The organism is Kitasatospora sp. NPDC057015, from assembly GCF_042673745.1.
GTDB lineage: Bacteria > Actinomycetota > Actinomycetes > Streptomycetales > Streptomycetaceae > Kitasatospora.
Window position 1 is genome coordinate 309,611 of the sequence record NZ_JBHUSG010000003.1, and the last position, 14,261, is coordinate 323,871.

Genomic DNA, 14,261 nt, shown 5'->3' on the forward strand with positions numbered 1-14,261 from the left:
CCGGTGCGTCAGGACGTGACGGAGACCTGGTCCACCGTCCAGAACGCGCTGTTGGTGCCGGTGTAGCGGAACTGGAGCTGCGCGGTGGTGGCCCCGGCCGGGACGGCGACCGTGAGCTTCTCGAAGGAGTTGAGGTCGCTGCGGTAGGACTTCACCAGCTGCGGGGCGCCGGTCCCGAAGACGACGTACAGGTCGCCGGTCTGCGGGCCGTCCACCTTGTAGTTGTTGGCGAAGGAGATGGTGGCCTGGGTGCCGCTGACCGGGAAGGCGGGGCTGACCAGCGTGGAGTCGAACTGGCCGGTGCCGTGCGTCTTGTCGTCCCACTCGTCGGAGTCGGCGACCGCGAACACGTTGCGGGCGCGGACGTTGGTCTCGCGCGACTGGCCGAGCTGGGCGGCGGTCCAGAACTCGTCGGTGGCGAAGGCCCAGCCGCGCCACTCGGTGACGCCGCCGCTCGGCATCCGGGAGTTGTCGATGGTCCAGCCGGCCGGCGGGGTGCGGGTGAAGCCCTTGGTGGTGGCGGGGATGCCGGTCTCGTCCACCCGGGTCTGCAGGCTCGGGCGGAGCGCGTCGAAGGCGTCGGGGACGATCTCGCCGATCGGCTTGCCGTCGAGCTGCCAGGCCGGGTTGACGGTGACGCCCTCGTGCTTGAGCACGGTGGGGGCGATGTCGACCGGCTTGACGTCGTAGCGGGTCGAACCGGCCGCGTACCCGGCCCCGTTGACGACCTGGAAGGTCTGCCGCTCCAGGGCGCTGTTCCCGCCGTGGCCGCCCGCGTCGGTGTGCCCGTGGTCGGTGGTGACGATGATCAGCCAGTCCTCGGCGGCGTACGTCGCGCGGTTGCGCACCGCCTGGACGACCTGCCCGACCAGCGCGTCCACCGAGTGGATGGCGGCGGCGTACTGGGTGCTGGCGCCGCCGTAGCCGTGACCGGCCTCGTCGACCTCGTCGAAGTGCAGCATGGTGGTGTCGGGGTTGCCGTTGGTGAGGTAGTCGACGGCGTCCGAGGCGGTCTTGTTGTCGTTCTCGCTCTCGTCGATCCGCAGGTCCGGCGTGCCGTGGAAGACGTTGTCGGCGATCGGGTTCCAGGAGGCGACGACCAGGGTGGAGGCGCTCGGCGCCGCCGTCTCCAGCCGGGTGGCGAAGTCCGGGTACTGGGCGAACTGCGAGCCGGCGAAGGTGTTGTCCTTCACGCCGTGCTTGTCGGGCCAGACGCCGGTGGCGATGGACGACCAGCCCGGGCCGGAGAGCGTCGGGGCCAGCGGGTTGGCGTAGAGGTTGCTGGTGGCGGTCAGGCCCGAGGCCATCAGCGCCTTGATGTTCGGCGCGTCGGCGGTCAGCAGCTTGTCGTAGCGAGTGCCGTCGACGCCGATCACCAGCGTCTTGGCCGTCTTGGTGCCGTTCGGCAGGCCCTTGTACGGACCGGTGGCCGCCGAGGCCTGGACACCGGTGAGCGGAATCAGCGTCGCGGTGAGCGCGGCGGTGGCGAGGCCGGCCCGAACGGGACGGGACAGACGGGACATGCGCACAGGAACTCCCAGGGGAGTCGGAGGGAGGTGCAGGACGGGCGGCCCGGAATGAAGCACGCTCCCGTCGGCCGCCGCTGAAGAGCTTGGAGCCGCACGGCGATCCCCGAACCTCGCGCAGGGCACAGGTGTATGAACAACTCCCAAATTTAGGTTCAGACCAGTTACCTGTCCGTGATCATTCGACGACCATCGATCGCCCTCGAACCGATCGATCGTGGACGACCGGCCGTTTCCTCCCGGGGGCTCCCGTCCACGGCCGCGCCCCCGGACGACCGCCGGGCACCGGGCACCGGGCACTCGGGCTCAGCACGGCGACGGGCCGACGCACCGGGGTGGCCCGGTGCGTCGGCCCGTCAGGGCTCGGTTCGGTCGCGCGGACGGTCGGTCTCGTGGACGGTCGGCCGCCGAGGGTCGGTCGCCGAGGGGCGGCGCGGTGTCGTCGATCAGGTACGCGGGTCCGTGCCCCGATGCGGCCTCGGCCGGGGGCGGGAGCGGATCACCTCGCTCCCGCCCCCGACCGACCGCCGACCTCGACGGCGTTGGGGCTCAGCCGAGGCGCTCCAGGATGCGGTCGCCGACCCGCAGCGCGTTGGCGATGGCCGTCAGGGAGGGGTTCACCGCCCCGATGCTCGGGAAGAAGCCGGTGTCCACCACGTAGAGGTTGTCGAGGTCGTGGGCCCTGCAGTCGACGTCGAGCGCCGAGGTCCGCGGGTCGGTGCCGAACCGTACCGTCCCGGCCTGGTGGGCGGTGGCGCCGATCGGCATCCCCTTGTGCAGGTAGAGGCTGTGCGGCAGCAGGTGGTGCGGGTGCATGCCCAGGTGGCCCAGCATCTTCTGGAGCTTGTGCTGGAGGCGGTTCAGCCCTTCGATGTTGTTCCGCTCGTCCAGGGCGAGGTGGATGTCGCCGGCGCTGTCCAGGGTGACGCGGTTGTCCGGGTGCGGGAGGTCCTCGCCGCACAGCCAGAAGTCCACCGCGTGATGGGCCAACACCTCGAACGGCAGGTCCGGGGAGGCGAGTCCGGCCCAGCGGGGGGCCTCGCCGCGGATCTGGTCGGAGTCCGACTTGCCGAGCATCTGGATCCCGCCGAGCGGGAACTCCCAGTCGTCGGAGCCCAGGTACCAGTCGTTGAGGGCGAGGGTCTTCTGGAACTGCGTGTCGTTGGGCTCCTTGGAGACCGCCATCAGGGCGCGGTTGTTGTGCCGCATGTAGTGCCGGCCCACCACGTCCGAACTGTTGGCCAGCCCGTTCGGGTGCCGGTCGTCGGCCGAACGCAGCAGCAGGGCGGCGGAGTTCACGGCGCCGCAGGCCACCACCACGATGTCGGCGGAGTACTCCACCCGCGTCCCGTCCGCGAGTTCGGCGACCACCCGGTCCACGCTGCGCCCGGTCGGCCCGGTTTCGAGCCGGCGGACGTTCGCGCCGGTGACCATGGTGACGTTCCGGTGCTCCAGGGCCGGGTCCACGCAGATCACCTGCGCGTCGGCCTTGCCGCGGACCAGGCAGGGGAAGCCGTCGACCCGGTTGCAGCGGATGCAGACGCTGGTGTGCGTCGCCGCGCCCGCGCCGTCCTGGGTCAGGTTGACCCCGATCGGCAGGTGGAAGGGGTGCAGCCCCTGCTTCTCCAGGTCGTCGCTGAGCTGCTGGATCCGCGGCTCGTGGCGCACCGGCGGGTACGCGTACTGGGCGCTGACCGGCCCCTCCCCCGGGTCCTCGCCGTGCCGGCCGTGGACGAGGTAGAGGTGCTCGGCCTGGGTGTAGTACGGCTCCAGGTCCTCGTAGCGGATCGGCCAGGCCGGGGAGAGGCCGCCGTGGTGGCGCACCTCCCCGAAGTCCTCGGGCCGCAGGCGGAACAGCGCGGCGCCGTAGAACTTGGTGTTCCCGCCCACGTAGTAGTTGACCTCGGGTGGGAACCGGTCGCCGTGCCTGTCGTACCAGAACTCGGGCGCGCGGTACTTGCCCTTGACGAAGACCGCGGTCGAATCCCAGTTGTCCCGCTCGCGGGGCAGGTAGTCGCCGCGTTCCAGGATCAGGACGCGCTTGCCGCTGGGCGCGAGCCGGTGGGCCAGGGTGCCGCCGCCGGCTCCGGTGCCGATGACGATGACGTCGTAGTGCTCGGTGCCTGCCATGGTGGTCGCCTCGGATCGTGGGTCGGTGCGGGGCCCGTGCCGGGGGGCCAGGGGTACTGAGTTACGGGGGCGGTGGGTTACGGGGGGGGTGGTGGCGGGGGTCGGTGACGGACCGTTCGGTGTCCGCCCGGTCAGAGGATCGCGATGGGGTTCACCGGCGAGCCGGTCGCCGCGGGCAGCCGCAGGGGCGCGACGACGCAGAGGAACGACCAGCGGCGCTCCTGCTCGCAGAGCGGCGCCAGGTCCTCGAACTGCAGGTAGTCCATGAGGTGGAGGCCGAGGGCGTGGACGGCGAGCACGTGCACGGGGAAGTCCACCCCCTCGGTGGGGCTCGGGGCGGTGTCGTTGTTGCCGTCGCCGCCGAGGGCGGCGATCCGGCGCTCGGCGAGGAACTCCACCGCCGCGGGGTGCAGTCCGGCCCGGCTGCGGGCCGCGTCCCACGGCCCCTTCTCGACCCGCCTGCGGCGGTGCCCGACCCGGACGAGCAGGATGTCCCCCGCGCCGACCCGCACCCGCTGGGCCTCCTCGGCGGCCCGGAGGTCGTCGGCGGTGACGTGGTCGCCCGGCTCCAGCCACGGCACCCCGCGCAGCCGCGGGACGTCCAGCAGGACGCCGCGGCCGACGATGCCGTCCCGCGCGAGGTCCACCGAGAGCGCGGAGGCACCGTCGGCGGTGACGGTGGTCGCCGGGATCCCCCCGTGGAGGGTGCCGTCGTAGACGACGTGGCACAGCGCGTCCAGGTGGCTCTGCGCGTCGCCGTGCACGTCCATCCCGAAGTGGTCGGTGGCGAAGTGCAGTCCGGTGCGCTCGGCCTCGGCCTCGGGCGGGCTGGTGAGCCGGTGGCCGGCCGGGTGCGGGTTGTCGGGCGCGGGGGCGGTCTCGGTCGGCGAGGCCAGGGTGACCGTCCGGCCGGCGCGGACCTCGGCCGCGGCGGCCCGGACCGTCTCGGGGGTGATGGTCGCCAGCGCCCCGCGGCCGCCGGGGGCGGCGGACGCCCGCAGCCGCGCGTACAGCGCCTCGAACTCCCGCCGGCTCTGCGGCCGGGGGCCCGCGCCCCCGGCGCCCGGCGCCGTCTCAGTCGCGCGCCCGGTCAATGGCCTCGTCCAGGGTCGATGCCGCCATGATCAGCGACAGGTGCGTGAACGCCTGCGGGAAGTTGCCGAGTTGCTCGCCGCTCGGGCCGATCTCCTCGGCGAACAGCCCGACGTGGTTGGCGTAGGTGTGCATCTTCTCGAAGGTGTACCGCGCCGCCCGGACCCGCCCGGCCCGCGCCAGCGCGTCGACGTAGAGGTAGGTGCAGAGGCTGAAGGTGCCCTCCGAGCCGCGCAGGCCGTCCGGCGACGCGGCCGGGTCGTAGCGGTAGACGAGGCTGTCGGAGACGAGCTTGCGCTCCATCGCGTCCAGGGTGGAGATCCAGCCCGGGCTCTTCGCGGCCAGGAACCCCACCCGCGGGATCAGCAGGAGGGAGGCGTCCAGCACGTCACCGCCGTAGTGCTGCACCAGGGCCTGCTCGGTGTGGCTCCAGCCCTTGTCCATCACCTGTTCCAGGATGTCGTCGCGGGCCTGGCGCCAGCGCGGGATGTCGGCGGGCCGGCTGAGCTCGATCGCCAGGCGCATGCCCCGGTCGAAGGCGACCCAGCACATCACCCGGCTGAACGTGAAGTCGTTGCGGCCGCCGCGCGTCTCCCAGACGCCCTCGTCGGGGCGGTCCCAGTTGTCGCACAGCCAGTCCAGGGTCCGGGCGAGGCCCTTCCAGCCGTGGTAGCCGAGCTCCACGCCGACGTCCAGGCCCTCGGCCATGGCGTAGAGGGACTCGCCGTAGATGTCGAGCTGCAGTTGGTCGGCCGCGGCGTTGCCGGCCCGCACCGGACGCGAGCCCCGGTAGCCCTCCAGGTGCTCCAGGATCTCCTCGGTCAGGTGCGGTTCGCCGTCCACCCGGTACATGATCTGCAGGCGCTCGCCGGGGAGGTCGGCCCGGTCGCGCATCCGGTTGCCCAGCCACTTGGTGAACGCGGTCGCCTCCTCGACGAACCCGAGGTCGAGCAGCGCCCGCACCGAGAGCGAGCCGTCCCGCACCCACGAGTACCGGTAGTCCCAGTTGCGTTCGCCGCCGACCTGTTCGGGCAGGCCCATGGTGGCGGCCGCCACCGGCGCGCCGGTGGGGTGGTAGGTGAGGAGCTTGATGGTGATGGCGGAGCGGTTCACCATCTCGGCCCAGCGACCCCGGTAGTGCGAAGTGTGCAGCCACTTCTGCCAGAAGTCGACCTCCTCCCACAGCTGGGCGGTGACGTCCTCCACGCTGAGCGGGGGCGGATCCTCGCCGTCGGCGGCGTAGGTGGTGAACACGGCGGCGGCCGACTCGCCGCTCTCAAGGGTGACGGTGCCCCGGACGTCCCGGCCGTCCCGCTCCAGCGGGAAGCTCGCCTGGAGGTGGCCGGTGATGCCGGGGGCGCGGAACACGGCCTCCTCCGGCCGTACCTCCAGCTCGTGCTCGGCCCGGGCGTAGTCGAACCGCGGGCGGCACTCCAGGACGAACTGCACGGTGCCGCGAACCGCCCGGATCACGCGTTTGATGCTGTGCCGGTCGGTGGCCGTGCGGGTGGTGTTGGCGGGCATCCAGTCGATGACCTCGCCGACGCCCGCCGGCGACATGAACCTGGTGACGAGCACCCCGGTGTCCGGGTAGTAGAGCTGTTTGCAGGACACGTCCGCGTGCTCCGGCGCCAGCAGGAAGTATCCGCCGCGGTCGTGGTCGAGGAGCGAGGCGAAGACGCTCGGCGAGTCGAACCTCGGCGAACAGAACCAGTTCACCGCACCCTGCGAGGACACCAGGGCGGCGGTCTGCAGGTCACCCACCAGGCCGTGGTCGGCGATCGGAGGATAGCGGTCCATGCGCGTCCAATCCGAGGAGGTCCCCCACCGGGTCCACTATCCGACACGCCGAGCCGGGTCGCCTGTCGTGACCGCGGGGGCCGGCGGGCCCCCGGAACGCCGCGAGGCGGCAGCGGGGGCGATCCGGATCGATCGCCCCGCTGCCGCCTCACGGCCGCGCCGGGTCGGCGGAGCGGGCCCGGCCCCACCGGGGCCGGGCCCGCCGGACCTCCCGTGCCTCAGACCGCCGGGACGGGGTAGGTCGGGTACTCCACACCGGAGACGTGCTGGACGACCCGGATCACCTGGCAGGAGTAGCCGAACTCGTTGTCGTACCAGAGGTAGAGGATGGCGTTGTCGCCCTCGACCTTGGTGGCGCCGGCATCGACGATCGAGGCGTGGCGCGATCCGATGAAGTCGCTGGAGACCGCGTCGGGGGCGCTGATGAAGTCGATCTGGCGCTTCAGCGGCGAGGTCAGCGACACGTTGCGGAGGTAGTCGAGGACGTCCTCGCGGGTGGTCTCGCGGGCGAGCTGCAGGTTCAGGATCGCGATCGAGACGTCCGGCACGGGGACGCGGATCGAGCTGCCGGTGATGGTCGCCCGGAGGTCCGGCAGCGCCTTGGCGACGGCGGAGGCCGCGCCCGTCTCGGTGATCACCATGTTCAGGGCCGCCGAGCGGCCGCGGCGGTCCGAGTCGTGGTAGTTGTCGAGCAGGTTCTGGTCGTTGGTGTACGAGTGAACCGTCTCGACGTGCCCGCGCAGCACGCCGTACTCGTCCGCCATCGCCTTCAGCGGCGGGACGATCGCGTTGGTCGTGCAGGACGCGCAGGAGAGGATCTGCTCGTCCGGCTTGATCGAGTCGTGGTTGACGCCGTGCACGACGTTGGGGATGTCGCCCTTGCCCGGCGCGGTCAGGACGACCTTCGCGATCCCGGGGCGCAGGTGCTTGGACAGCCCCTCGCGGTCGCGCCAGCGGCCGGTGTTGTCGATCAGGATGGCGTCGTCGATGCCGTACTCGGTGTAGTCCACCGAGCTCGGGTCGTTCGAGTAGATCACCTTGATCTCGCAGCCGTTGGCGATGATCAGGCTGTTCGCCTCGTCGACCGTGATGGTGCCCTGGAACTGGCCGTGGATCGAGTCGCGCCGCAGCAGCGAGGCGCGCTTCACGAGGTCCTCGCCGCCGCTGTTGCGCACGACGATGGCGCGCAGCCGCAGCCCGTTGCCCGAGCCGGTCTTCTCGACCAGCAGGCGGGCCAGCAGCCGGCCGATCCGGCCGAAGCCGTACAGCACGACGTCCCGCGACCCGCGGTGCTCCAGCTTGTCGTCGCCGAGGGCGCCGGCGACGGCCTCCGCGGTGAACTCCTCGACCGAGAGACCGCGGTCGTCGGCGCCGTAGGTGGCGGCGAGCATGCCGATGTCGATCTGGGAGGGGCCGAGATCCAGTGCGGCGAGGGCCTTCAGGAACGGCATGGTCTCGGTGACCGAGAGCTCCTCGCCGGCTATCTGGCGGGCGAAGCGGTGGGTCTTCAGGATGCTCACCACCGACTTGTTCACCAGGGAGCGGCTGTGCAGCAGGACGGTGACGTCCCTCTCCCGGTGCAGTCTCCCGATGATCGGGATCATGGACTCCGCGATCTCCTCGCGGTTCTTCCAGTTAGTGAACACGTCTTCGTTGACAGTCACAGATTCATCTCTCGAACTAGGCGATGCGCACACACATGCTAGCTTTAGGCCATTTTCGACCAGCAGGCGGATCGGCATCTGCGACGACGCCCCGTACCGGCACCGCGTTCCGGCCACCTCGCGGGCGCGCGCGGGCGCGGCGGCGGGGGGCGTTCAGACGGCCGTCGAGCCCCGCCGGGCCAGCAGCTTGCCGAGCTCCCACAGGAGCAGCAGGGCGACCGGCGCCAGCAGGGCCCAGCCGAACTGGGCGAGGGTGATCTCGGTGGTGCCGAGCATCCGGCGGAAGGCGTCCATCTGGGTCACCAGCACCGCCAGGACGAACTCGGACAGGGCCGCCAGGTTCATCGGCCGGCTGTCGAAGGTGCTGGTGCTCAGCACGGTGGCCCGCTCGCTGCGGCATTCGTAGGCCGCCACGATCAGGCAGAGCGCGAAGGCGGTGAAGGCGATCGAGCTGCCGGTCTGCAGGCTGCCGAAGTGGTGCTGGCCCAGGGTGATCAGCAGCAGCAGCGCCACCGTGACGGCCAGGCCGCTCAGGCCGACGGTGAGCATCACGGACCGGGTGAGCAGCGACTCGCCGCGCGGGCGCGGGGTGCGCCGCATCAGGCCGGGGCTCGCCAGGTCGAAGCCGAGGGCGAAGCCGAAGGGCGCGTTGACGACGAAGTGGATCCAGAGCACCTGGGGCGGGGTGAACGGCTCGCCGGCGGCGATGTTGAAGACCGTCGCGCCGAGGAAGGTCAGCACGAAGGTGACCAGGAGCATCAGCACGAACCGGATGTACTTGGTGAGGTTGTCGTAGAGTTTGCGCCCCTCCTCGACCGCGTACACGATGGTGGCGAAGTTGTCGTCGGAGAGGATCATCCGGCTGGCGTTCTTGGCCACGTCGGTGCCGCTGCCCATGGCGATGCCGATGTCGGCGGCCTTGATGGCGGGTGCGTCGTTGACCCCGTCGCCGGTCATCGCGACGACCTCGCCCTTCTTCTTGAGCGTGTCGGCGAGCAGGACCTTGTGCTCGGGGGCGACGCGGCCGACCACCCCGATGCCGTCGATCCGGGCCAGCCGTTCGTGCTCCGGCATGGCCGCGAAGTCCGCTCCGAGGATCGCCCCGCCGGGGATCCCCAGCTGCCGCGCGATGGCCTCGCCGGTGGTGACGTCGTCCCCGGTCACCATCCGGACCCGGATGTGCGCGGCCTGGGCGCTGGCCACGGCCTCCTTGGACTCGGCGCGGGGCGGGTCGACCATGCCGACCAGGCTGGTCATCCGCAGGTCGGTGACGAGCGCGAGCAGGTCGCCGTCCGGGTCGAACTCGGCCGGGTCCAGGTCGCGCTCGGCGGCGGCCATCACCCGGTGGCCCTCGCCGCCCATCCGGAGCGACGCGGCGTCGGCGCGGCCCCGCAGCTCGGCGTCCCAGGGGATCGTCTCGCCGACGGCGAGCGCGGTGGTGGCGCGGGCCGTCACGGCGGGCGCCGCGCCCTTGACGAAGCAGCGCACCACCGGCCGGCCGGTGGCGTCCACGGCGGAGTTGAAGGTGGCCATCAGCTTGTACTCGGGGTCGAACGGCAGGGTGGCGAGCCGGGGGTAGCGCTCCCGGGTGGCCTCGATGTCCAGGCCGGCCTTGTGCCCGAGGACGAGCAGCGCGCCCTCGGTCGGGTCGCCGACCACGGTGCCGTCCACCAGCCTGGCGTCGCTGGCGACCAGGTACGGCAGGATGGCCTCCTCGATGCCCGCCGAGGACCCGGCGGCGTGGTGGATCCGCCCCTCCAGGCCGTAGCCGCTGCCGGAGACGGTGTAGCGGTCGGTGGGGCTGAGGACCTCGACGACGGTCATCTGGTTCATCGTCAGGGTGCCGGTCTTGTCGGAGTTGATGGCCGAGGTGAAGCCCAGGGTCTCCACGGACGGGAGCTCCTTGACGATGGCGTTGCGCTTGGCGAGGTTCAGGCTGCCGACCGAGAGGATCACCTGGGTGACGGTGGGCAGCGCCTCGGGGATGGCGGCGATGGCCAGCGAGACGGCGCTGACGAACAGCACGTCCCAGGCCTGGTCGCGGCTGCGTCCGAGGACGAACATCACCACCATGGTCAGGCCGGCCGCCGCCGCGATCCACAGCGTCAGGGTGTTGAGCTCCCGGGTGAGCGGTGTCTGCTCCTTCTCGGTCTGGCTGAGCATCCCGGAGATCTTGCCCAGTTCCGTCCCGGCGCCGGTGCCGGTGATGATCAGCACGCCGCTGCCGTGGGTGACCGGGGTGTTCATGAACGCCATCGTGGACTGGTCGCCCGGGCCCAGCCGGTCGCCGGTCAGGGTGCCCGCGTCCTTCACCGCCGGCACGCTCTCGCCGGTCAGCGCCGACTCGTCGATCTGCAGCGAGCTGGCCCGGACGATCCGCCCGTCCGCGGGGACGGTGTTGCCGGCGGCGATGAGCACGACGTCCCCGACCACCAGCTCCTCGGCCGGGATCTCCGCCTCGGCGCCGTCCCGCCGGACCCGGGCGGTGGTCTTCATCATCGACCGCAGCGCGTTCATCGCGCTCTCGGCCTTGCCCTCCTGCCGCAGGCCGACGACCGCGTTGAACAGGGTCAGGACGAGCAGCAGGACCGCCGTGCTCCACTCCTTGATCGCCAGCGCGACCACGGCCGAGGCGACCAGGATGATCTGCATGTAGCTGCGGTACTGGTCGAGGAAGCGCAGCCACCCCGGCCGGGTCTTCTCCTCCGGCAGCGCGTTGGGGCCGTTCGCGGCGAGCAGGTCCGCCGCCCGGGCGGCGGAGAGCCCGACCTCCGGGTCCACGCCGAGGCGCGCCGCGACCTCCTGAGGCGGCGTCGCGTACCAGGGCCGTAGGGCCGGGCCCGCGTCCGCCGGGTCGGTCTGTGCCGCCATGCCGCTACCTCCGATGTGTCCCGTCCACCGCGGCGGGTCGGCCGCGGCGGCGCTCAGTCCCGGCGCACCGTCCCGGCGCACAGTCCCCGTGCTCGGTCCCGGTGCTCGGTCCCGGTGCTCAGTCCCGGTGCCCGGCCGCGTACGGGTCGCGCGCCGCGCCCTCGGGGGCCTGCTGCTCCAGCAGCCGCTTGGCGGTCCGCAGCTCCTTGCGGGCCGACTTGCCGACGACCGGGTACCGGGGGTCGATCTCCATCAGCGTGTGCACCAGCACCGCGGCCGCGCAGATCCGCGCGAACCACTTGCGGTCGGCCGGCACCACGTACCACGGCGCCCACGGGGTGCTGGTGGCCGAGAGCATCTCGGAGAAGGCCCGCTGGTAGTCGTCCCAGTGCTCGCGCTCGCGGAGGTCCGCCGCCGAGAACTTCCAGTTCTTCTCCGGCAGGTCGATCCGCCTCAGGAAGCGGGTGCGCTGCTCCTCCTCGGAGAGGTTCAGGAAGATCTTCACGACCCGGAACCCGTTGTCGCAGAGGTAGCGCTCCCAGTCGTTGATCTCCCGGTAGCGGCGCGCCCAGACGTCGGGCCCCCTGGCCTCCTCCGGCAGCCGCTGCCGGTCGAGGTTCTCGGGATGCACCCGCACCACGAGGACCTCCTCGTAGTGCGAGCGGTTGAAGATCGCGATGTCCCCGCGGGCCGGCAGGCGCCGGGCGTAGCGCCACAGGTAGTCGTGGTCGAGCTCCTCGGCGGAGGGCACCTTGAAGCTGCTGACGTGGACACCCTGGGGGTTGACCCCGCTCATCACGTGCCGGATCGTGCCGTCCTTGCCGCCCGCGTCGATCGCCTGGAGGCAGAGCAGCACCCCATAGGTGTCCTGGGCGGCCAGTTTCGCCTGGTACTCGGCGAGCAGGCCGACACCGGTGCGCAGCAGCTCGGCGCCGTCCCGCTTCCTCACCCGGGCCTTGTAGCGGGGGTCGAAGTCCTCGGCGAGGTCCACCCGCGAGCCGGGTTCCACGCGCAGCGGCTCGATGAATCTCGCGATCCGTCTGGCCTGCTTGTCCGCCATCGCCGACACCGCTCCTCTCGGTCCGCGACCGCTGCGGCTGACCCGCCCGGCCCCTGCCGTCGCACCCGCCGCGGCCGGTGGCCGGTGCCCGGTGCGAGCCGGCCGCTCCCGGCTGCCGCGTCGACCCGGCCCACCGCCCGGTGGACGTCGGTACCTGACACCCTCCGGCCGGCCGGAGGGTGCGTCAAACGGGGCGCCGCCGTCCGGGTGGCCCGGCCGGCTCACTCCGGGTCGGCGCTCCCGCCCCCGGGGCCGCCGCCCCAGGCCCGGTAGGCGGCCACGGCGGTGGGCAGGGTGGGGAAGATCCGGTCAGCGCCGACGGACTCGGTCAGCCCGTACGCGTCCAACTCGCCCCGCAGGTCCTGCTTGACCCGGGCCAGCGCGAACACCACGCCGCGGTCGGTCAGTTCGGCCCGGAGCGCCTCCACCGAGTCCAGCGCGGTGATGTCGACCTCCACGTTGGCCTCCGCGTTGAGGACGAACCAGCGGACCGGGGTCGCCTCCTCGGCGACCGCGGCCAGCGCCCGGCTCCGGAAGTCCTCCGCGTTGGCGAAGAACAGCGGCGAGTCGTAGCGGTAGACGACCAGCCCGGGGACGGTACGGGCCTGCGGGTAGTCGTCGATGTCGTGCATGCCGGCGACACCCGGCACCATGCCCTGGACGGCGTCGTGCGGGCGGGCCACCCGGCTGAGCAGCTCCGCCACCGACAGGCCCACCGCCACCAGCACCCCGTACAGGATGTCCAGCGCCAGCACGCCGACCAGGCAGCCGATCGCGAGCAGGAACTCCCGGCGGCGGAACCCCTTGAGCCGGCGCAGCCCCGCCAGGTCGATCATGCGGATCGCGGCGAAGACGACCAGCGCGCCCAGGACGGCCGACGGCGTGTACTTCAGCAGCGGACTCAGGAACAGCAGCACGGCGAGCACCGCTACACCGGCCGTCAGCGCGTACGCCTGGGTGCGCGCGCCGGCCGACTGGGCCAGCGCCGTACGGCTGGCGCTGCTGCTCACCGGGAACCCGTGCAGGAACCCGGCGCCGAGGTTGGCCCCGCCCAGGGCGAGCAGCTCCTGGTCGGCGTCCAGCCGCTCGCCCTCGCCGCGGGACTCGAAGGCCCGGGCGGTGAGGATCACGTCGGTGTAGCCGACGAGGAGCACGCCGAGGGCGGGCAGCAGCAGGCGGCGGACCTCGCTGAGGTCCGGCAGCGAGGGGCTGGGCAGTCCGGCCGGGATCTCGCCGATCACCGCGATGCCGTGGTCCTGCAGACCGAACATCCCCACCACCGCCGTGCCGAGGACCACCGCCAGCAGCGGGCCGGGGAGCCGCGGCAGGAAGCGGTTGAGCACGAAGAGGAAGAGCAGCGCCACCGCACTGAAGACCACCGTGGCGGTGTCGGCCTCCGAGAGGTGCTGCACGAAGTACTTCAGCTGCGGGCCGAACCCCTCGCCCTCCACCTCGACGCCGGTCAGCTTGGACAGCTGGTCCACCATCATGATCAACGCCACCCCGGCCAGGTAGCCGATCAGGACGGGCCGGGAGAGCAGGTCGGCGACGAATCCCAGCCGGGCCACCCACGCCAGCACGAACAGCGCACCGACCACCACGGCCAGCGTGGCGGCGAGCACCGCGTACCGGCCGGTGTCCCCGCCGGCCAGCGGCCCGACCACGGTGGCGGTCATCAGCGCCGTCGTCGACTCCGGCCCCACCGACAGCAGCCGGGACGACCCGACGAAGGCGTACACGGCCAGCGCCGGCAGGATCGCCCAGAGGCCGGCGACCGGCGGCAGACCCGCGACCCCGGCATAGGCCATGACCTGCGGTACGAGGTACGCGGCGACGGTGCCGCCGGCCAGCAGGTCACCGCGGAGCCAGGGCCGCCGGTAGCCCCTGAGCACGGCGAGCCCGGGCAGTGCCGGGACGCTCGGGCGCCATCCGCCGCTGCGCGGGACAGGTTCCGGCATGAGGATCTCCTTCCGTCCACCCGGCCCATGATGCGCCCGCGGCGGGCGGCACCGGGGGAAGCCGACGCCCCGCGCGTCCGCGCCGGGGGCCTCTTTGGGCGGGCAGGCGGCGACGCCCGGGGCACGGTGACGGCGCGGTGCCGGTCACCGTGCCCCGGGC

The 14,261-nt window shown here is 72.2% G+C and carries 8 protein-coding genes; all 8 read right to left on the bottom strand.

Annotated features, from left to right (window positions below):
• Window positions 1-8 precede the first annotated feature (8 nt).
• Window positions 9-1,523 carry an alkaline phosphatase family protein gene (locus ACFTWP_RS04630; RefSeq protein ID WP_380262632.1) on the bottom strand — a complete coding sequence of 505 codons (1,515 nt, stop codon included), beginning with the start codon at window positions 1,521-1,523 and terminating at the stop codon, window positions 9-11.
• A gap of 552 nt (window positions 1,524-2,075) precedes the next feature.
• Window positions 2,076-3,656 carry a GMC oxidoreductase gene (locus ACFTWP_RS04635; RefSeq protein ID WP_380262634.1) on the bottom strand — a complete coding sequence of 527 codons (1,581 nt, stop codon included), beginning with the start codon at window positions 3,654-3,656 and terminating at the stop codon, window positions 2,076-2,078.
• Window positions 3,657-3,787: 131 nt separating this feature from the next.
• Window positions 3,788-4,750 carry a cyclase family protein gene (locus ACFTWP_RS04640; protein WP_380262636.1) on the bottom strand — a complete coding sequence of 321 codons (963 nt, stop codon included), beginning with the start codon at window positions 4,748-4,750 and terminating at the stop codon, window positions 3,788-3,790.
• Window positions 4,731-6,548, bottom strand: a complete 1,818-nt coding sequence (locus tag ACFTWP_RS04645; RefSeq protein ID WP_380262637.1) for a glycoside hydrolase family 15 protein — start codon at window positions 6,546-6,548, stop codon at window positions 4,731-4,733. Before ACFTWP_RS04645 ends, ACFTWP_RS04640 begins: the two co-directional genes overlap by 20 nt.
• A 218-nt stretch (window positions 6,549-6,766) precedes the next feature.
• A complete protein-coding gene (locus ACFTWP_RS04650) occupies window positions 6,767-8,212 on the bottom strand; it encodes a glyceraldehyde-3-phosphate dehydrogenase (RefSeq protein ID WP_380262639.1) in 1,446 nt (481 codons plus the stop codon).
• Window positions 8,213-8,365: 153 nt separating this feature from the next.
• Window positions 8,366-11,083 (bottom strand): cation-translocating P-type ATPase, encoded by a 2,718-nt coding sequence (locus tag ACFTWP_RS04655; RefSeq protein ID WP_380262641.1) that lies wholly within the window; start codon window positions 11,081-11,083, stop codon window positions 8,366-8,368.
• A gap of 118 nt (window positions 11,084-11,201) precedes the next feature.
• A complete protein-coding gene (locus ACFTWP_RS04660) occupies window positions 11,202-12,143 on the bottom strand; it encodes a polyphosphate kinase 2 family protein (RefSeq protein ID WP_380262643.1) in 942 nt (313 codons plus the stop codon).
• Window positions 12,144-12,364: 221 nt separating this feature from the next.
• A complete protein-coding gene (locus ACFTWP_RS04665; protein WP_380262645.1) occupies window positions 12,365-14,101 on the bottom strand; it encodes a SulP family inorganic anion transporter in 1,737 nt (578 codons plus the stop codon).
• Between the last annotated feature and the right edge of the window lie 160 nt (window positions 14,102-14,261).

Coding starts and splice junctions, on each gene's coding strand:
- ACFTWP_RS04630 (WP_380262632.1), bottom strand. CDS start 1,523: ATGTCCCGTCTGTCCCGTCCCGTTCGGGCCGGCCTCGCCACCGCCGCG.
- ACFTWP_RS04665 (WP_380262645.1), bottom strand. CDS start 14,101: ATGCCGGAACCTGTCCCGCGCAGCGGCGGATGGCGCCCGAGCGTCCCG.
- ACFTWP_RS04635 (WP_380262634.1), bottom strand. CDS start 3,656: ATGGCAGGCACCGAGCACTACGACGTCATCGTCATCGGCACCGGAGCC.
- ACFTWP_RS04655 (WP_380262641.1), bottom strand. CDS start 11,083: ATGGCGGCACAGACCGACCCGGCGGACGCGGGCCCGGCCCTACGGCCC.
- ACFTWP_RS04645 (WP_380262637.1), bottom strand. CDS start 6,548: ATGGACCGCTATCCTCCGATCGCCGACCACGGCCTGGTGGGTGACCTG.
- ACFTWP_RS04660 (WP_380262643.1), bottom strand. CDS start 12,143: ATGGCGGACAAGCAGGCCAGACGGATCGCGAGATTCATCGAGCCGCTG.